The 18622-nt window shown below is 49.2% G+C and carries 18 protein-coding genes; 12 read left to right on the top strand and 6 right to left on the bottom strand.

Annotation, left to right across the window (positions count from 1 at the left end):
- Positions 1–31: 31 nt before the first annotated feature.
- From lon to T320_RS01380, 12 genes are all read left to right on the top strand, one after another.
- Entirely contained in the window at positions 32–2335 is a 2304-nt protein-coding gene (lon, locus tag T320_RS01435) for an endopeptidase La (RefSeq protein ID WP_037352237.1), read from the top strand.
- 679 nt (positions 2336–3014) lie between these two features.
- Positions 3015–3638, top strand: coding sequence for a ribosome biogenesis GTP-binding protein YihA/YsxC (gene yihA, locus T320_RS01430; RefSeq protein ID WP_037352234.1), 624 nt, complete (start codon positions 3015–3017; stop codon positions 3636–3638).
- Between the two features lie 91 nt (positions 3639–3729).
- Positions 3730–4188 (top strand): siroheme decarboxylase subunit alpha, encoded by a 459-nt coding sequence (locus T320_RS01425; RefSeq protein ID WP_037352231.1) that lies wholly within the window; start codon positions 3730–3732, stop codon positions 4186–4188.
- Between the two features lie 13 nt (positions 4189–4201).
- A complete protein-coding gene (locus tag T320_RS01420) occupies positions 4202–4693 on the top strand; it encodes a siroheme decarboxylase subunit beta (RefSeq protein ID WP_081824742.1) in 492 nt (163 codons plus the stop codon).
- A 120-nt stretch (positions 4694–4813) separates the two neighbouring features.
- Complete coding sequence (locus tag T320_RS01415; protein ID WP_037352228.1) at positions 4814–5998, top strand: pyridoxal phosphate-dependent aminotransferase; 1185 nt, start codon at positions 4814–4816, stop codon at positions 5996–5998.
- Positions 5999–6235: 237 nt separating this feature from the next.
- Positions 6236–7915: a carbon starvation CstA family protein gene (locus T320_RS01410; RefSeq protein ID WP_037352225.1), complete on the top strand. Its 1680-nt coding sequence runs from the start codon at positions 6236–6238 to the stop codon at positions 7913–7915.
- A gap of 131 nt (positions 7916–8046) precedes the next feature.
- Positions 8047–10056 carry a molybdopterin-containing oxidoreductase family protein gene (locus tag T320_RS01405; protein ID WP_037352222.1) on the top strand — a complete coding sequence of 670 codons (2010 nt, stop codon included), beginning with the start codon at positions 8047–8049 and terminating at the stop codon, positions 10054–10056.
- A 119-nt stretch (positions 10057–10175) separates the two neighbouring features.
- Positions 10176–11060, top strand: a complete 885-nt coding sequence (locus T320_RS01400) for a LysR family transcriptional regulator (protein WP_037352221.1) — start codon at positions 10176–10178, stop codon at positions 11058–11060.
- Between the two features lie 62 nt (positions 11061–11122).
- A complete protein-coding gene (locus tag T320_RS01395; RefSeq protein ID WP_037352218.1) occupies positions 11123–11680 on the top strand; it encodes a GNAT family N-acetyltransferase in 558 nt (185 codons plus the stop codon).
- A gap of 150 nt (positions 11681–11830) precedes the next feature.
- Complete coding sequence (gene rpsO / locus T320_RS01390; RefSeq protein WP_014424698.1) at positions 11831–12106, top strand: 30S ribosomal protein S15; 276 nt, start codon at positions 11831–11833, stop codon at positions 12104–12106.
- A 129-nt stretch (positions 12107–12235) separates the two neighbouring features.
- Complete coding sequence (locus T320_RS01385; RefSeq protein WP_026760636.1) at positions 12236–14305, top strand: polyribonucleotide nucleotidyltransferase; 2070 nt, start codon at positions 12236–12238, stop codon at positions 14303–14305.
- Positions 14306–14448: 143 nt separating this feature from the next.
- On the top strand, positions 14449–15456 hold the full coding sequence (locus tag T320_RS01380; protein WP_051608528.1) for a tyrosine-type recombinase/integrase: 1008 nt from the start codon (positions 14449–14451) through the stop codon (positions 15454–15456).
- Between the two features lie 244 nt (positions 15457–15700).
- Here the strand turns inward: T320_RS01380 and T320_RS01375 are convergent, their stop codons facing one another.
- The 6 genes from T320_RS01375 to T320_RS01350 all read right to left on the bottom strand — a co-directional run bounded on the left by T320_RS01375 (position 15701) and on the right by T320_RS01350 (position 18618).
- A complete protein-coding gene (locus T320_RS01375) occupies positions 15701–16063 on the bottom strand; it encodes a DpnD/PcfM family protein (RefSeq protein ID WP_037352213.1) in 363 nt (120 codons plus the stop codon).
- 11 nt (positions 16064–16074) lie between these two features.
- Positions 16075–16860, bottom strand: a complete 786-nt coding sequence (locus tag T320_RS01370) for a DpnI domain-containing protein (RefSeq protein WP_037352210.1) — start codon at positions 16858–16860, stop codon at positions 16075–16077.
- 286 nt (positions 16861–17146) lie between these two features.
- Positions 17147–17494: a type II toxin-antitoxin system HicB family antitoxin gene (locus tag T320_RS01365; protein ID WP_081824741.1), complete on the bottom strand. Its 348-nt coding sequence runs from the start codon at positions 17492–17494 to the stop codon at positions 17147–17149.
- Positions 17491–17745: a type II toxin-antitoxin system HicA family toxin gene (locus T320_RS01360; protein WP_037352207.1), complete on the bottom strand. Its 255-nt coding sequence runs from the start codon at positions 17743–17745 to the stop codon at positions 17491–17493. Before T320_RS01360 ends, T320_RS01365 begins: the two co-directional genes overlap by 4 nt.
- Positions 17746–17870: 125 nt before the next feature.
- Positions 17871–18206 (bottom strand): DUF4870 domain-containing protein, encoded by a 336-nt coding sequence (locus T320_RS01355; RefSeq protein ID WP_037352204.1) that lies wholly within the window; start codon positions 18204–18206, stop codon positions 17871–17873.
- A gap of 25 nt (positions 18207–18231) precedes the next feature.
- Positions 18232–18618 carry a hypothetical protein gene (locus T320_RS01350; protein ID WP_231465820.1) on the bottom strand — a complete coding sequence of 129 codons (387 nt, stop codon included), beginning with the start codon at positions 18616–18618 and terminating at the stop codon, positions 18232–18234.
- Positions 18619–18622: the final 4 nt, after the last annotated feature.

Raw genomic sequence — 18622 nt, 5'->3', positions numbered from 1 at the left:
GTTTAATATTTAGGAAAAAGGAGGGAGTCAAATGGCTGAACTTCGTACTTTGCCATTATTGCCTTTAAGAGGCATGGTCGTATTCCCTTATATGATGATACATCTCGATGTCGCCCGGGCACGTTCCATGGCCGCCATCGAGGAAGCCATGGTGGAAAACCGGGAGATCATCCTGACGGCGCAGACCGATGCGGAGCAGGAAGAATTTGCCTTCAAGGATTTGTATCCGGTGGGAGCCGTGGCGGAAATCCGTCAGGTCATCAAGCTGCCCGGCGATACGGTACGGGTATTGGTGGAAGGTAAACGGCGGGCCGTTATCCATGAGTTCCATGCGGAGGAAAATTACGATACCGCTACGGTAGAGGAATTTTCCGATAAAATCGATACTTCCATGAACATGGAAGCCTTGAACCGGGCTGTGGTGCATCAGTTTGAAGAATGGGTGCGCCTGTCCAAGAAGATTCCGCCCGAGACATTGGTTTCTGTGGCCATCATTGATGATGCCGGTCGGCTGGCCGACCTGATTGCCAGCCATCTGAATCTCAAGGTGGAAACCCGTCAGGAACTTCTGGCTGCTATTGATGTCAAGGAACGCCTCGAAAAACTCTATGCTGTCTTGACGCGGGAAATGGAAATCCTGCAGATGGAGCATAAGATTGGCAAGCAGGTGCGCAAGCAGATGGATAAAATCCAAAAGGATTACTATCTGCGCGAACAGATTAAAGCCATCCGTCAGGAACTCGGCGACAGCAATAAGGGCGAGATTGACGAAGCCCGCAAGAAGCTCAATGAGGGCAATTATCCCGATGAGGTCAAAAAAGCGGTGGAAAAAGAATTAAACCGCTTGGAGTCCTTGAGCAACATGCATGCAGAAACTGGCGTTATCCGCAATTATGTGGACTGCTTGTTGGAACTGCCCTGGAATGAGGAATCCGAAGACACGGTGGATATCGCCGCTGCCAAAAAGATTCTCGATGAAGACCACTATGGTTTGACCAAGGTCAAGGATAGGATTTTGGACTATCTGTCTGTACATAAGCTGGCCAAGGATAAGAGTGCGCCAATTCTCTGTCTGGTAGGTCCTCCGGGCGTGGGCAAGACTTCGCTGGCAACTTCTGTGGCCAGAGCTACGGGCCGTGAATTCGTGCGGGCATCCTTAGGCGGTGTCCGTGATGAAGCCGAAATCCGCGGTCATCGCCGCACCTATGTGGGAGCTATGCCCGGCCGCATCATTGAAGGCATCCGCAAGGTCGGCAAGAAGAACCCTGTGTTCCTGCTCGATGAAGTGGATAAACTTTCCGGCGATTACCATGGCGACCCGTCAGCGGCACTCTTGGAGGTGCTTGACCCGGCGCAGAATTCCACCTTTAGCGACCACTTTGTGGATTTGCCCTTTGACCTCTCCAAGGTATTCTGGATTGTGACGGCCAATAATCTCGGCAATATTCCGCGTCCGCTGCGGGACAGAATGGAAATCATTCAGCTTTCCAGCTATACGGAAGTGGAGAAATTAGAGATTGCCAAGCGCTACCTCGTAGCCCGTCAGCGCACGCAGAATGGTCTCAAAGCCAAGGATATCAGCTTTGGTGCAGGTGTATTGCAGAAAATCATCAGCGATTATACCCGTGAATCCGGCGTCCGTGAACTCGAACGTGAAATTGGCAGCGTCTGCCGCAAGGCGGCCCGTAAGATTGTAGAGGGCGAAGAAGCACCGATTAAAGTGACCAAGAAGAACCTTACGGACTTCTTGGGCAAGGTCAAGTTCCAGGACACCAAGGCGAATAAAAAGCCGCAGGTCGGCGTAGTTACGGGTATGGCCTGGACGGAAGTTGGTGGCACGATTCTGCCGACGGAAGTCACCGTGCTCAAAGGCAAGGGCAAGCTGATTCTGACCGGTCAGATTGGCGATGTAATGCAGGAATCGGCACAGGCGGGGCTTACTTATGTACGCAGCCGTTCCGATAAGCTGAAGCTGGCAGATGACTTCTATGAAAAGGAAGATATCCATATCCATCTGCCCGAAGGAGCCATCCCAAAAGACGGCCCTTCGGCTGGCATTACCATGGCTACGGGCATGATTTCTGCCCTGACCGGCCGCAAGGTCAGAAGTGATGTAGCCATGACCGGCGAAATCACCCTGCGGGGCAATGTGCTCCCCATCGGCGGCCTCAAGGAAAAAGTGCTCGCCGCTTACCGCGAAGGCATGAAGACCATCGTTCTGCCCAAGGACAACGAAAAGGATATCGAAGATATCCCCGAAACCGTGCGGGAGAAACTGGAATTCAGACCTGTGGAATCCATGGATGAAGTGCTGAAAATAGCATTGTTAAAATAGTGCTTCCCTTAAAAAGTCCGCTGACGAAAAGTCAACGGGCTTTTAAGTAAGTTGCAGTTTGCTAGTACGTGCTGAAATTTTTTGTTACAGCTCAGTAGGGGCGGAGGTGGTAATACTTTTCGCCGTTGCACTAAATGACCCACCAACAATAGTCTGGTCTTTTCTAGATACCTGCGCCGGGCAAGACCGGCGGCGCGTATGTTCAGCTCAATTTTTAGGAACTACTGTTTGTGGGCCAGTCCTCACTGCGTTCGGACAGTCGTTCCACGGCAAAAAGCATCACCACCTCCGCCCTAAGTTGCATCTGCATTAAATGTATTTTTCTCGATGATAAGCGACAAGTACATCGATGTTCTTGTAACGGGAGCAACGAGTTCGTGGCAATAGTATAGGCCGTAAATTGGGTCGGACGGGGGAGTGATTTTTCTGTAGGGAGCGACTGCCTGAACGCAGTGAAGGCCGGCCACTGTAGGAAGCAACTAAGCAAATACGCTGAAAGCAGCGCCGTTGGCCTGCCCGGCGCGAGTAGCTAGACAGCTCTACTTTGCGAAGGGGTCGTTTAGCGGAAAACAGAAAAATTACTCCCCCGTCTGGCCCCAAACTAAGTATGAACAAGATACCTTTACCACGAACTGAACTCCCCGACAAACTGCAATTTATATGTAAAGGAGATGAATGTATGAAGGATAGAGTAATTATCACGCAAGGACAGTATGTGGCTTCTGCGGTCAAACAAGACCAATACCCCGAAGCTGACCTGCCGGAAATCGTCTTTATCGGGCGTTCCAATGTAGGCAAGTCCTCGTTGATTAATTCTTTGACCCGTGTCAATAATTTGGCCCGCGTGTCCTCCCAGCCCGGCAAGACACAGACCATCAACTTCTTTGAAGTCGGTGTCAAGATTGCCGAGGTCGAGGAACGCAAGGCCTTTTACCTCGTGGACCTGCCCGGTTATGGTTACGCCAAGACCGGCAAGGAAAAGCGCAAAATCTGGTCGAAATTTATCGAGGAGTATCTGCTGAACTCCCCGCGCCTGACCTTTGTCTGCCAGCTTATTGACAGCCGTCATGAGCCGATGGCATCCGATGTCGATATGTTCAACTGGCTGGTGGATAATGGCATTCCTGTGCTGATTATCGCCACCAAGGTGGACAAGATTGGCAAGAATGAACGGGCGAAAAAGATCGCCGCCATCAAACGCAAGCTTGGCATTAAAGAAATTTCCGTACTGCCGTATTCCTCATTAAAAAATGAAGGCCGTTCAGATTTACTTGACGTTATCGGTGATTCTTTGTTAGAATAATAATAGAGAAATGTGAATCGGATTCATATTACGCAGAAACAATGTGTATTACGCGGGAATCATGATAGCGATTTAGGGGAGAGGGATAACCATGATGGAATTAACGGCATTTGACAAAGATTTGCTGAATTTGCTGCAGGGGAATCTGCCTGTATGCAGTCACCCCTTTGCCAAGCTGGCAGAGGAGCTGGGCACCGATGAGCAGACGGTGCTCAGCCGGGTGCAGGAGTTGAAAGCAGAGGGATACCTGCGCCGTATCGGCACGTTTTTTGACTCCAATAACCTGGGCTATAAGGGCACGTTGGTGGCCCTGAAGGTTGACCCTGCCAAAATGCAGACTGTAGCCGAGGCCGTTAACCGTTATCCTGGAGCGACCCATAACTATGAGCGTGAGGGACGCTACAATCTCTGGTTTACCCTGCTGTCTCCGAATCTTGAAACCGAAGCCAAGATTTTGGATGAGGTGCAGTCCTTAAACGGCGTGGAGGATATGCTGAACCTCAAGGCTAATAAGAAATACAAAATCAACGTACAGTTCAAATTGCATTAAGGGGGACAGTTTTATGGCAGCAGAAGTTATCGATGAATTAAGCGAATTAGACAAACGCATTGTCCGTGCCCTGCAGGGCGAGTTCCCTTTGGTGGCTGAACCCTATAAGACTTTGGCCGAACAGGTAGGAGTCAGCGAAGAGATTTTCATGGAACGGGTCAAGTCCATGCAGCAGACGAAAAAAATCCGCAAGATGGGCGCCGTGCTCTGCCATCGTGAGGTGGGCTTTAAGGCCAATGTTTTAGTGGCTTGGGAAGTACCTGCGCAGCGCCTGGACGAAATCGCCCGCCACATGGCCGCCAGCCCCTTCGTAACGCATTGCTACGATAGAAATACCGCCGAGAACTGGCCCTATAACCTCTATACCATGGTACATGGCCGCACCCGTGAAGAATGTGAGCAGGTAGTACGGGATTTAGGTCAGGAATGTAACGTTAGCAAGCATGTGATGCTCTACTCTAAACATGAGTGGAAAAAGACGGCGATGAAATATTTTTGTGAATAAAGTAAAAGAGACAAGCGCCAAACTTGTCTCTTTTACTTTATTTTATCATAAAAATATGCTAATATGTAAACAGTGTTTCGTCAATAAATACAATTTTCACTTATAAGCGAGGTAATCCATATGGTCAATAACAAAATGTATGAACTGGGTACGAAAAAATCCACCATCCGCACCATCTTCGAGTTCGGCAGAAAACGGGCTGCCGAAGTGGGGGAGGAAAATGTCTATGATTTCAGTCTGGGCAATCCCAATGTGCCCACGCCGGACTTTATCAAGGAAGCGGCGGTGGATATCCTGACCAATATAGAACCATCCGCGATTCATGGTTACACCGTGGCTCCGGGAAATCCGCAGGTACGCAAGGCATTGGCCGACAGCATTAACAGCCGTTTTGGCATGCATATCACGGAGAAAAATCTGTTTATGACGGCAGGCGCTGCTGCCTCTATTACCATTTGCTTCAAAGCGCTGTCCCAGCCGGAGGATGAGTATATCACCTTTGCGCCCTTCTTCCCGGAATACCGGGCTTTTGTGGAATCCGTTGGCGGTAAGCTCGTGGTTGTGCCAGCCCAGCCAGAGGATTGGCAGATTGACTTTGCGGCCTTTGAACGCTTAGTGAATAACCATACCAAAGCCGTTATCGTCAACAGCCCCAACAATCCCAGCGGTGCCGTATACTCCGAGGAAACCATCAAGAAGCTCGCGCAGATTCTGCAGGCCAAGGAAAAGGAATACCATCATCCCATCTTCATCATCGCGGATGAACCCTATCGGGAAATTGCCTTTGAAGGATATACTGTGCCGTATATTCCGAAATACTACGATAACACACTGGTCTGCTACTCCTATAGCAAATCCTTCTCCCTGCCCGGTGAGCGTATCGGCTATATTGTCGTGCCGGACACCGTCGCGAACTTCGAGAAGGTCTATGGTGCCATTGCCGGTGCTGCCAGAGTGCTGACCCATGTCAATGCACCTTCTCTGTGGCAGCTGGTGGTGGGCCGCTGTGCCAACATGCCTTCGGACATCAGTACGTATGTCAAAAACGGCCAGCTTCTCTATCAGGGCCTCGTGGATGCAGGCTTTGAATGTGTGAAGCCCCAGGGCGCGTTTTATCTCTTCCCCAAGTGCCTCGAAGAGGACGACTATGCCTTCTGCAAACGAGCACAGAAATATGACCTGCTGCTCGTGCCCGGCACCGACTTCGGCTGCCCCGGCTACTTCCGCGCCGCCTATTGCATCAAGACGGAAACCATCGAAAAATCCCTGCCCCTGTTCAAAAAACTGGCTGCAGAATACAAATAAGATAAGCAAATAAATGTAAAAATGCCATCGGAGTATTCCGGTGGCGTTTTTATTTGGCGGACAAAATTATAATTTCAGTGTAATGATATGCAATAAAAGATGAAATAATGCACGCCTTTTTATAAAATGTGTAAATTTACAAGTTGACACATACTTTACAAAGTGGTAGTATACACATTGTACAATTATCCAACTGCAATAATACATTATATTGCTTGGAGAAAGAAGGTCTTATGTATGAATGGTTTAATGTTGGTGGGGTTCGCCATGGTGGCGTTTGTGGCGGCCTATTTTCTCTATGGACGATGGCTGGTAAAGACCTGGGGCATTGACCCTGCGGCCAAGACGCCGGCGGTTGCTCTCGAAGATGGCGGGGATTTTGCTCCGGCTTCGCGGTTTACGGTGTTTGCGCATCAGTTTTCCTCCATTACTGGTGCAGGCCCTGTGACCGGGCCGATTATTGCTGCGATGTTCGGTTGGGCTCCGGCGATGCTCTGGCTCTTGGTTGGCGGTATCTTCTTCGGTGCGGTGCAGGATTTCACGGCGCTTTATGCTTCGGTCAAGAATCAGGGCAAGAGCATGGGCATGTTGATTGAACAGTATGTAGGCCGCACGGGCCGCCGGTTGTTCCTGCTGTTCTGCTGGTTGTTCACGTTGCTCGTACTGGCAGCCTTTGCCGATATTCTGGCCAATACCTTTAACGGCTTTACCAAAAGCGGTGCCCTCAATGTACCGGGAGCGCAGGCCGCTACGATTTCCATGCTCTACATTGTCGTTGCAATGGGCTTTGGGGTATTTATCCGCAAGGTACAGCCCAGTGGCCTCGTAAAGTTCCTGGTGGCAGTTGTTCTGGTTGTAGCGATGTTTGCTGTGGGAATGCAGTTTCCGCTATATCTTGATGCCACGGGCTGGCGTTATGTGACCTTTGGTTATTGCTTTATCGCTTCGGTTCTGCCCATGTGGCTTTTGATGGAGCCGCGCGACTACTTGAGTTCCTTCCTGCTGTTGGGCATGGTGTTCGGTGGTGTGGTTGGCGTTCTTGTGGCCAATCCTGTTATTAATATGCCGGCCTTTGTGGGCTTTACGGTTAAGGGTCAGTCCTTGTTCCCAATTCTCTTTATCACGATTGCCTGTGGTGCTGTTTCCGGCTTCCATAGTCTGGTATCTTCGGGAACTTCTTCCAAGGCCATTGCCAATGAAAAGGATATGCTGCCTGTTGGCTACGGCGCAATGCTCGTTGAGTCTTTGCTTGGTGTGGTAGCGCTCGTTATCGCCTGCGCTGCTGCATCGAACGGCACACTGCCGCAGGGCACGCCTTTCCAGATTTTTGCCGGGGCTATCGCTGGTTTCTTCCAGATGTTTGGCCTGCCGGCTGCGGTTTCGGCCTGCGTGATCACCATGTGCGTTTCGGCGCTGGCTATGACTACCATTGACTCCGTGGCCCGTATCGGCCGTATGTCCCTTCAGGAACTGGTGGCTCCCGGTGAAGGGGAGCAGGCTGGCAGCTTTGCCAAGCTCCTCATGGACAAATACGTTTCCACCATTCTGACGCTGGCGCTGGCTTATGCTCTGTGCCTGGCTGGTTATATGAATATCTGGCCGCTCTTTGGCGCTGGCAACCAGCTGCTGTCGGCAATGGTTCTTATCTCTCTTGCCCTGTTCCTGAAATCCACGGGCCGCAAGGGCTGGATGCTCTATGTGCCCATGACCTTCATGTTCCTGGTGACCATGAGCGCGCTGGTTATCAGCGTAGTGGGGATTGTGGGCAAGATTGGCACCGGCGATTTCACCCTGATGGTGGATGGATTGCAGCTGGTACTGGCCATCGCTTTGATGACTTTGGCAGTGCTGGTAGCCCGTCATTGCGGCAGCGGCCTCTTGAAGAAGGAAAATGCTTCTGCTGTAGTAGCTGAATAAAATGGATTCTTTTCGGCGTGACTGGTCAAATTTTGACTGGTCACGCTTTTTCTATGTGCGAAATGTTATGGTCAAATTCTCTTGTGAAGGGTATAATAAGAGCATTACTAGATAAAGGAGAGCGTGTTCCTATGGAGATAAAGAAATCAGCCTGCCCCTATGACTGCCCCGACTGCTGCGGCCTCTTGGTGACGGTGGACAAAGGTAAAGCCCTCAAAGTGGAAGGGGATAAGGAACATCCCTTTACCCGGGGAACCCTGTGCCCGAAGATGGCCCATTACGAGCGCACGGTGCATTCGGCTAAACGACTGACTACGCCCTTGAAGCGGGTTGGGAAAAAGGGTGAGGGAAAATTCCAGCCCATCAGCTGGGATGAGGCTATCGCGGAAATCGCCGCCCGCTGGCAGGAGATTATCGCTTGTGACGGAGCCGAGGCTATCCTGCCCTATTCCTATGCAGGCACCATGGGAACCATTCAGTACAGTGCCGGCCATGCCCTGTTCTATGCCCTGGGGGCTTCCAGCCTCGACCGGACCATCTGCGCACCGGCCAAGGGCTACGGTTATCGGGCGTTGATGGGAAAAACTCTGCCTACGGCACCCCAGGAAGCCCAGCACAGTGACTTCATTATCTTATGGAGCATCAGCATGCTGGCCACGGATATTCATTTCAAACATGATGTGGATATTGCCCGCAAGCATGGTGCCAAGGTTATCTGCATTGACACCTATGAAACAAAAACCGCCCAATATGCTGATGAGTTTATCCGGGTAAAACCGGGGACGGATGGTGCTTTTGCCTTGGGACTGCTCCATATTATCGCCCGGGACAAGCTGGCGGATGAAGATTTTATCGCTGAATTCGTGCAGGGCTGGCAGGCACTGCAGACAGAGGTTTTACCCCGCTATACACCGGAAACTGTGGCAGAAATTACCGGTGTTGGTGTAAATATAATAGAAGCATTTGCTCATGAACTGGCAAATGCCAAGGCCCACTTTATCCGTTTGGGCAGCGGTCAGTCGCGTTATGGCAACGGCGCCATGACTTCAAGGCTGATTACCTGTCTGCCGGCGGTGCTCGGGACATATGCCAGAAAGGGAGGCGGCATGCTGACGTCTTCTTCTGGCAGCCATGCCTTTGATAAGGACATCATTCGCCGTCCCGATATGGAGAAGGCTGGGGTGCGCCATATCAATATGATTAAGCTCGGCGAGGTGCTGACGGATAAGAATCTGCAGCCCCAGGTCAAGGCTCTCTACGTCTATTCCTCCAATCCAGCCTGTACAGCCCCAGACCAGAACAAGGTTATGGCGGGACTCATGCGGGAGGATTTATTTACCGTTGTCCATGAACGCTTTATGACGGATACCGCACGCTTTGCCGATATTGTCCTGCCGGCCACCACATCCTTGGAGCACGAGGATATCTATTATTCCTATGGCCAGTATGTGATTCAGCGCGGACGGCAGATTATCCCGCCGGTAGGCGAGAGCAAATCCAACTGGCAGGTAACCCAGGCCTTGGCCAAGGCCATGGGAATTACGGATGATTTCTTCTGTCAGGGGGAAATAGACTTAGTCAACCACATTATGGCGAGTACAAAGACCTGCTGGCCCCTGCCGGTTGACTTGTCAAAATTAGAAGCCGGGGAGCCGGTGGAACTTCCTCTGCCGCAAAAATACAAGCTGGACTTTAAGACCCCCTCGGGGAAAATCGAAATTCTCAATCCCAAAATCACCCCTGCCTTGCCGGATTATTTCCCTCCCCACTACGCAAGCGATGGGGAAGAATTTATCCTGATTAATTCCCCTGACCCGCGGATTTTGGACAGCTCCTTTAACGAACGCGAAGAACTTACCCGCAGCGGCGTCATGGTACTGCAGGTAAATCCTGCCGACGCGGCGCGGTTAAATCTTCGCGATGGCGATAAGGTCATGGCAGAAAATACCTATGGTTCGGCAGAGTTTTCCCTGAAACTAAGCGCTAGAGTTGCCCCGGGAACGGCCGTCAGCGAAGGCGTCTGGTGGCAGGAATACACGGCTTGCGGTAACACCAACCGCCTGCTTCCTGCCCGTACCACAGACAAGGCCGCAGGCAGTACCTTTTACGACGCACGCATAAATCTCCATTCGCTAAGCTAAAAGGCTGGATAATAACCCAAAAGCATAGTATAATGTAAGTTAGAGCATGAGCCTGCAAAGAAAATAGAGCGCAGGCCAATTCATAGAACTGATTATATATATGTATGGGGGCGCCTAATATGGAATTTCGCCAATTGGAGTATTTTTGCACCATTAGTCATTTGAAGAACTTTACGCGCACCGCCGAGACCCTGCATGTGTCCCAGCCTTCCGTAACCAAGGCCATCAAGGCTTTGGAAGCCGAACTGGGCCTGGTGCTTATCGACCGCAGTCAGAAGAAGGTCAATCTGACACCAGAGGGACAGGCTTTTCTCCTGCACGCCCAGAAAATCATGAGCGCGGCCAGTGCTGCCAAGAAGGATATGGCGCGTTATCGTGGGGACAGCCGGGGGAAAATCCAGTTTGGCCTGCCGCCTATGGTGGAAGCCTATCTCTTTCCGGACCTCTTTACCAAGTTTCAAAGTTCCTTCCCGGACATCAGTCTCGATGTGCAGGAATACAGTGATTCGGACGAGGTTCGCAACCGGCTGGCTCTGGGGGATTTGGACTTTGGCATTGTCTTGGGCGAGGTGCGGACTCCGGCGGAAAATGAAATGCTTTTGATGCAGGACAGCATGAGCGTCTGCCTGCCGCCATCCCATCCTTTGGCGAAACAGGAAAAAATCGGCTTTGGCGATATCGCTGCAGAAAAATTCATCATGCAGCAGCCCCATACCTATCAATATAAGGAAGTCTGCCGCCGCTGCAATGAGGTGGGCTTTGTGCCGAATATCACTCTGTGTACTTCCCAGCTAAAGACCATCAAACAGCTCGTGGCTAACGGCATGGGCATTTCCATCCTGCCCAACTTCGTTACGGGCACGGAGAATATCTTTGTCCGCCGTCCTCTCTTGCCGAATCTTTCCGTGCAGATAACCTTGAACTGGAGCATCGGCAAGCAGCTTACGGATGTGGATGCGCAGTTCAGCGGCTTTATCAAAGATTACGCAGAAAAACATTTATAAACAGGAAAAACGCAAAACCTCGCGAATAATGTAATGTAGTATAGATTCGCGAGGTTTTTTCTATGAATAATTTGGAATTGATAACCGTAGAAACGGGAGAGAAAATGGCGGAGTTGTTCGCCAAAGTTGAACTCTATGAGATTTATATGGAGTGCTTTGCCCAGCCGCCTTATGAGGAAGTCTTTACGGCGGATGAGGTGCAGCAGCTTTTTGCCCAGTATGCGGACAAGGGACGCATCATCCTCTGCCTGGATAGTGAGCTTGACCGCTGTGCCGGCTTTTTGGCGGCGGTGCCTTTAGCTGAGGATGAAGAAGTGGCCCGGATTGCGGCAAAACATGGGCTGAATGTGGAAGATTACTGGTTCTTAGAGGAGGGCGGCGTAGGCAAGGCCTACCGTCACCGGCAGATTTTTTCTTCCATGGAACAGGAAATGCGCACGAAAATCCCCGTCAAAGGGTTACTGAGCCGCACCAAGACCATCAATCTGGCATCTTTGAAGGCGCATAAGAAACTAGGCTACCGGGTCGTGCAGGGCATGACTCAGCTGGTGAAATATCAGCATCTGTCCGGGGAAATGCGGCAGGACGAGCGGGTTTTTATGAAGTTTTGGCCAAAGTAAGGGATGGCAATAAATTTTCTTTACATCTCGGGCGGCCTATGCTATACTAACGAAGGTGTTTGACACCAATCCACAGCCCGGACGGCGAAGTACTCCGACGCCATCTTAGCTGTAGGACATTAAGATTTATTTTATAGGAGGAGTTTTCACATGTTGACTCAGGAAGCAAAACAGGAAATCATGCAGAAGTATGCCGTTCACGAAGGTGACACGGGTTCTCCGGAAGTACAGATTGCTGTACTGACCGCTCGCATTCAGTACCTCACGGATCATCTGAAGGAGCACAAGAAGGACCATCATTCCCGTCGTGGCCTGCTGAAGATGGTTGGTCATCGCCGCCGTCTCCTCAGCTACCTCTACAAGAAGGACATCGAGCGTTATCGTTCCATCATCGCTAAGCTCGGCATCCGCGCTACGATCGGCTAATAGCGAGATTTTCTTAGAAAAGCGGGAGATTTCCCGCTTTTTTCTTTATCTATTATCCTCAAAGTGACAGGATTAATACAATAGATGTCGAACTATATCAAAGTATGAGTTTGACGTAGGAGGAAAATTATGCAAAGTTTTGAAATGGAACTGGGCGGCCGCAAGCTGACGATTGAAACCGGCAAGCTGGCAAAACAGGCCAATGGCGCTGCCTTTGTTCGTTATGGTGATACGGTAGTGCTGGTTACGGCTACTGCATCCGCAGAACCCCGTGAAGGCGTGGATTTCTTCCCGCTGACCGTGGACTATGAAGAAAAGATGTATGCTGCAGGCAAGATTCCCGGCGGTTTCATCAAGCGCGAGGGTCGTCCGTCTAGTGACGCCATCCTTTGCGCTCGTCTGATTGACCGTCCGATTCGTCCGCTGTTCCCGAAAGGCTACCGCAATGACGTGCAGATTGTCGCTACGGTTATGTCCGTAGAGCAGGACAATGCACCGGAACTGGCAGCCATGATTGGTGCCTCTGCAGCACTCTGCATTTCCGATATTCCCTTTATGGGTCCGATTGCCGGTGTGCGCGTAGGTCGTGTAAATGATGAATTCGTCATCAACCCCACGGAAGAACAGCGCAAAGTCAGCACTCTGAACCTCACCGTTGCCGGCTCTAAAGATGCCGTCATGATGGTGGAGGCTGGTGCTAACGAACTGCCGGAAGACGTTATCCTTGATGCCATCCTCTATGGTCATCAGGAAATTCAGCGCATCGTAGCGTTCCAGGAAGAAATTCAGCAGGCTTGCGGCAAGGAAAAACGCGAATCCAAGCTGTTCAAGGTGCCGGAAGAACTGGAAGCCGGTATCCGCGAATATGCCAAAGACCGTCTGGATGAAGCTACCCGTAACCCGGATAAACTCGACCGTGACGCGCATATCGCTGAAATCAATGCCGATACCATGGAACATTTCCTCGTAGATTACCCGGAAATGGACAAGGAAATCGCTATGGCACTGCATGATTTGGAAAAAGAAATCGTGCGCCATATGATTACCCATGAAAAGATTCGTCCGGATGGCCGTGGCCTCGAAGAAGTGCGTCCGGTAAGCTGTGAAGTAGGACTTCTGCCGCGTGCACATGGTTCTGGACTCTTTACCCGTGGCCAGACGCAGGTTATGACGGTTACGACCCTTGGCCCCATGAGCGACGAGCAGATTATCGACGGCCTTGGCCCCGAAACCACGAAACATTATATCCATCATTATAACTTTCCCGGCTATTCCGTCGGCGAAGCAAAACCCATCCGCAGCCCGGGCCGCCGCGAAATCGGTCATGGCGCTCTGGCAGAACGCGCTCTGGTGCCGGTAATTCCTTCCACGGATGAATTCCCGTATACGATTCGTCTCGTTTCGGAAATTCTTGAATCCAATGGCTCCAGCTCCATGGGTTCCGTTTGCGGCAGCACGCTGTCCCTGATGCAGGCCGGTGTTCCCATCAAGCGTCCGGTTTCCGGCGTGGCTATGGGTCTGGTAAAAGAAGGGGATGCTTATACCATCCTGACCGATATTCAGGGCATGGAAGATGCTCTGGGCGACATGGACTTCAAGGTAGCTGGTACGGAAAAAGGCGTAACGGCTATTCAGATGGATATCAAAGTGGACGGCATTGACCGTAACATTCTGTCCTCGGCACTGCAGCAGGCAAAACGCGGCCGTGCGTTCATCCTGGACAAGATGCTGGCTTGCATTGCTAAGCCGAACGATGACCTGTCTCCGTATGCACCGCGCGTGGAAACCATCACCATCAAGGTCGATAAGATTCGCGACGTTATCGGTACGGGCGGCAAAGTGGTTAAGGGCATCATCGATGCAACGGGCGTACAGATTGACATTCATGAAGACGGCAACATTTTCATTTTCTCCGCAGATGCAGAGGGCATGAAGAAAGCCCGCCAGATGATTGAAGACATCGTGCGTGAAGTTGAAGTCGGCGAAGTTTATACCGGTAAGGTTACGCGCTTGATGAAGTTCGGCGCTTTTGTAGAACTGCTGCCTGGCAAAGAAGGTCTGTGCCATATCTCCCAGCTGGCGAAACGCCGCGTTGAAAATGTGGAAGATGTTGTGCAGGTTGGCGACCAGCTCGAAGTCAAAGTCGTTGAGATTGACGACAAGGGCCGCGTAAATGTCAGCCACAAAGTTTTGCTGTAAAATAAAAATTTGACAAGTCAAATCTGACATGTCAAAATAAGGAGAAGGTAGGGGAAAATCCCTCTACCTTTTCTAAAATCTATCCAACTGTGGTTAATGGAAATTACACACAGTTGGATGTGGATAACTGGAGAGGAGTATTTATGGCTGATAATAAACTGACAATCCCCAAAGATTTTAAGGAAACGAATCTGACCGTTAAAAATAATTTGGACATGACCGCCATCACGCCGGATTTTTTTGTGGCTTACTACTGGCAGTTCCTGCCACGTTATATTGCCAGCGGCCGACCGACTCAGGATACCATGCGGGATTACTGCATCCATATCAATGCCTTTATCAAATGGTGCTTTGCCAATCAGCGGCATCCCTTGGATATCCAGGACTACCAGATGCGCGTCTATATGGAATACCTCTTTAGCCAGAACTATTCCGAAAATACCATTGCCATCAAACTGGCTGCTGTCCGGGCCTTTTTCCATACGGCCTGTAAAATGGACCTCATCAAGGCCAATCCCTGCGACGATATCAAATCCGAGAAAAAAATCAGCTGGGACGAACAATTCCGTTTTTACTCATCCGAACAGATTCAAAAAATGTGTGACTATGTCAAACACATTAATGAGGACAACGAGTTCATTCGTTACCGTGATACGCTGATGATTTACCTTATGGGCGTGGAAGGTTTCCGCAACGTCGAAGTCCACCGCCTCTGCGATGAAGATATCAACTGGGAATACCGCTCCATCAACGTTCGCGGTAAAGGCCATGGGGGAATGGTTTACCCCTGCAATGCCACCTTCACCGTTCTGGAACGCTACTTGGCAGCCCGTCCCCGCCCCACCAAAGATGGCACCCTCACCCCCACCATTGTTTCCGACCATCGCCACAACTACAGCCGCATCAGCCGCAACGGCATCCGCGACATCATGAACCGCATCCTCCGCGGCTGCGATCTCAAACATCCCGGCTATTCCTGCCACATCCTCCGCCATAGCTGCGGCACTAACCTCTATAGCGAAACCAAAGACATCCGTCTGGTTCAGGAACAGCTTCGCCATTCCGACCCCAAGATGACCGCCAGATATGCTCATGTGCACGAGCGAATGACCAACCGGCATACGGAGAAATTGGCGCCGAAAATTGACTGACATGATTTTAGGACGTTGACATGTCAAAAATGGCCTGTTATTACCATTTAGGCAATAACAGGCCATTTAAGCCTTTGTTTCTCTTTACACGATACTTGATATGCAAAAATCATTTCACAGGCCTTAGAGGCGATTCTGTGAGGCCGTTTTTTTTATTGGCCTTATTTTTCGTATCTTGCTCATAATTCTGTACCAGAGTGACTATAGATAAATATGGTTGATTTTGTCATACACATTTAGGGGCTTACCTATTGTTTACCACAATCGCTAAACTTTTGTCCAATTTTTCCTTGCTAAATCCCTTTGCTTCATTGTCTTTACTCATTACATATAATGCTTGACGCATTTCACTTTCTGTTAAATTTAGTTCAGACCAACGAGTATTGTCATTAACATATTTTTCTACATCTTCAATCGTCCACTTATCAAAAATTTGATAAGGCCAACCTTCAATATCGACATTACATTCCCTTAAATCATCATTTTCAATTATAAATTCACCTTTATCATGTTTCTTTATAGTTTTCATTAAGGCTTCATGCCAATTTTCTGCTTCTACCGTCACTTTTTTCTCATATATCTCTTGAATTGTTAAGTTAAATTTCAATTTTTACACCTCTAAGCGGTTAATCCTATATTCTTTAGCCGATATTCACCTCTGCTTAAAAACTCTACGAAACCTTTATCTCGTAAGAATTGCAACTGCTGACGGATTTTAGGTTGGATATTGTGGTTTTCCTTATGCCGTTCCTGTAAATAATCCGTAAATCCATATACATCCCTAAGTGTAAAATATTCCTTGCCCATTTTCTCCAAACAATAGAGCACATCCATTAACCAACCTCTAGTCTGAATTTTGGATGTAGCCAATGCCGTAGTAGCGGACACCTTTTCACGTACTAAGTTAGGGTCAAGGATTTCTTGCTGAAAAATGACGGGAATTTTGCCTTGCGTGGGAATATTCTTCCAAGCAATATTACAGCCCGTCCAGCCTGCACGGCGAGCGGTTGGGGGCAAAGGCTTTCTTTTGATAATAATTTCTGTGGTAAAAAAGTAACTGGGAATAACCCAAAGATTTTCCACTATATACTCAGGCCGTCGATATTCCATGACAAACAGATGCGGATTATTGTCATCCATCAATCTGGCCATCATCGTTTCATAGGCTCCATCGGCAATTACGGAACCATAATGACCATTATGACTTTTTAGCTCAAACGTATTTTGACAGTTTGGGCAAAATAAATCCGCTACTGGCTTATTATTTTGCAAATGTTCTAAGTGTGGTTCGCCACACATGACACAGTACATATTTTCAGCCGCCCATACTTCTGTTATGACTCGTGCTTGTTGCTGGGGGCTATGGTAGTTCAATCCTAATGTAGCGTCCATGTGTATATCCATGCGAATACCTCCAACATTTTTATCCAAGCTTTTATATAGATATTACTTAGTTATTGCCACAATAAGGGATACTGGTATTCTTTTTCGTTAATCACCTTAAAGCAGGCGATTATGGAGCAGCAGAACCATACGATGCCGAGCAGGAACACTATCGGCTAGAGGAGCACTCCGATTAGCAGGGTGGTAAGCACTGCGACTATGGCACCAATTACGTCGAAGATTGCTTGGGCCAGCAATGCCTGCTTGGCGTGTCCGGCGATAAAATCGTCATGCTTATCGTAAATCATTAAGAGACAGCATTTATTGGCTGGTAAGCCTGTAATGCTTTTTCTATTAGTTTATTAAGACTAATTCCCTGATTTTGAGCACAAATAGCCAGTTTTTCATGAAGTTGCGGTGTGATGCGGACATTAAAACTGCCTTTATACGCTGTTTCAGGTGCTATGCCATCTTCCTTGCACATTGCTAAATAATCATCAACTGCCCCGTGAAAATCAGCAATTAGTTCAGTTGCATTTGCACCTTCGTAAGAGATTAAGGAGCGTATGCCCAATACCTTGCCATAAAAAACAGCATCATTTTCTGAGAACTCAACAGAACCCACATACCCCTTATAGCGCATAGTATTATTCACAGTAAGCCCTCCTCTTTTAATGTAGAAATCAATTCTTTTACCTGATATTCTAACAACTCTTTGCGTGGATGCGGTTTGTGCAGCATGATTGTTCGATGTTGTGGATTTTTGAATGCAATACGTGAACCGCTAGTTCTTCCCTTGTCATTTCGTACATAACCTAAGTATTCCAGCAAAGCTTCTGTTTCTGCAAATGTGAAATCTTTTGGCTTGGACTTTAAGCGTGCTAATAGTTTATCTTTCTTTCCCATGAAATATTATCTCCTTACATGAAGTATATCATTTCTGATGATTTTTAGCAACCAAATATAGTTGCAAAATAAAAATACCTAACAAATCAATTGACTTGTCAGGTATTTTTATTTTGTACAACGTGTTAAAATTTCCCAAGCAAGGGATAGTGGTATTCCTTTTCGTTAATCACCTTGAAGCAGGCAATTATGGAGCAGCAGAACCATACGATGCCGAGCAGGAATACTATCGGCCAGAGGAGCACTCCGACCAGCAGCATGGTAAGCACTGCGACTATGGCACTAATCACACCGAAGATTGCCTGGGCCAGTAATGCCTGCTTGGCGTGTCCGGCGATAAAATCGTCATGCTTATCGTAAATCAAATACAATCCCAGCGGCACCAGTACATAGCCAACACCGAAGAACAGATAGCCGATGTGGGCCGTCAGTGCTAATGCTTTTTGCTTTCCATCTATCATGAGAAACCACACTCCCTATAGTTTATTATTCCTCTGCCATGCGGGAGGTTTTGATATGGCTCAGTTCCACCGAATAGGCGGCGCCAAAGCGGCGGTTCATTTCCTCGTCGCTGGGAACTTCTTTGGGCGGCGGAGCCGGTTCAGAGGGTTTTACTGTAGAAATTGGGTTCAAATCCTCCAGTTTGTCCTCGACGCTGGCCAGGTCATTTTGCACGCTGCCCAGCTTTGTCTGGCTGTCTTCGTTGTTATCGCCCTGCAAATCGGTAATCTGGTTCTCGAATTTGCTTTTCTGAGCCTTCAGGCCTTCAATCTCGTCCTCTTTGTAGGACGGCTGCTTAATGGGCCCATGGTAGGCCTGCATGGCATGGTGAACATTGTTAAGTGATATCAAGCGCTCACTCTTCCTCTCCATCTTT

Origin of the sequence: Selenomonas sp. FC4001 (assembly GCF_000701565.1) — a bacterium.
GTDB lineage: Bacteria > Bacillota > Negativicutes > Selenomonadales > Selenomonadaceae > Selenomonas_A > Selenomonas_A ruminantium_B.
This window is presented reverse-complemented; position numbering and strand designations above follow the sequence as displayed.

Bases quoted from the DNA above. Each gene is read 5' to 3' on its own strand.
- T320_RS01405 (WP_037352222.1), top strand. From the start codon at position 8,047: ATGGAGATAAAGAAATCAGCCTGCCCCTATGACTGCCCCGACTGCTGC.
- T320_RS01355 (WP_037352204.1), bottom strand. From the start codon at position 18,206: ATGATAGATGGAAAGCAAAAAGCATTAGCACTGACGGCCCACATCGGC.
- T320_RS01370 (WP_037352210.1), bottom strand. From the start codon at position 16,860: ATGGATATACACATGGACGCTACATTAGGATTGAACTACCATAGCCCC.
- T320_RS01400 (WP_037352221.1), top strand. From the start codon at position 10,176: ATGGAATTTCGCCAATTGGAGTATTTTTGCACCATTAGTCATTTGAAG.
- lon (WP_037352237.1), top strand. From the start codon at position 32: ATGGCTGAACTTCGTACTTTGCCATTATTGCCTTTAAGAGGCATGGTC.
- T320_RS01420 (WP_081824742.1), top strand. From the start codon at position 4,202: ATGGCAGCAGAAGTTATCGATGAATTAAGCGAATTAGACAAACGCATT.
- T320_RS01425 (WP_037352231.1), top strand. From the start codon at position 3,730: ATGATGGAATTAACGGCATTTGACAAAGATTTGCTGAATTTGCTGCAG.
- rpsO (WP_014424698.1), top strand. From the start codon at position 11,831: ATGTTGACTCAGGAAGCAAAACAGGAAATCATGCAGAAGTATGCCGTT.
- T320_RS01380 (WP_051608528.1), top strand. From the start codon at position 14,449: ATGGCTGATAATAAACTGACAATCCCCAAAGATTTTAAGGAAACGAAT.
- T320_RS01415 (WP_037352228.1), top strand. From the start codon at position 4,814: ATGGTCAATAACAAAATGTATGAACTGGGTACGAAAAAATCCACCATC.
- T320_RS01385 (WP_026760636.1), top strand. From the start codon at position 12,236: ATGCAAAGTTTTGAAATGGAACTGGGCGGCCGCAAGCTGACGATTGAA.
- yihA (WP_037352234.1), top strand. From the start codon at position 3,015: ATGAAGGATAGAGTAATTATCACGCAAGGACAGTATGTGGCTTCTGCG.
- T320_RS01410 (WP_037352225.1), top strand. From the start codon at position 6,236: ATGAATGGTTTAATGTTGGTGGGGTTCGCCATGGTGGCGTTTGTGGCG.
- T320_RS01360 (WP_037352207.1), bottom strand. From the start codon at position 17,745: ATGGGAAAGAAAGATAAACTATTAGCACGCTTAAAGTCCAAGCCAAAA.
- T320_RS01395 (WP_037352218.1), top strand. From the start codon at position 11,123: ATGAATAATTTGGAATTGATAACCGTAGAAACGGGAGAGAAAATGGCG.
- T320_RS01350 (WP_231465820.1), bottom strand. From the start codon at position 18,618: ATGGAGAGGAAGAGTGAGCGCTTGATATCACTTAACAATGTTCACCAT.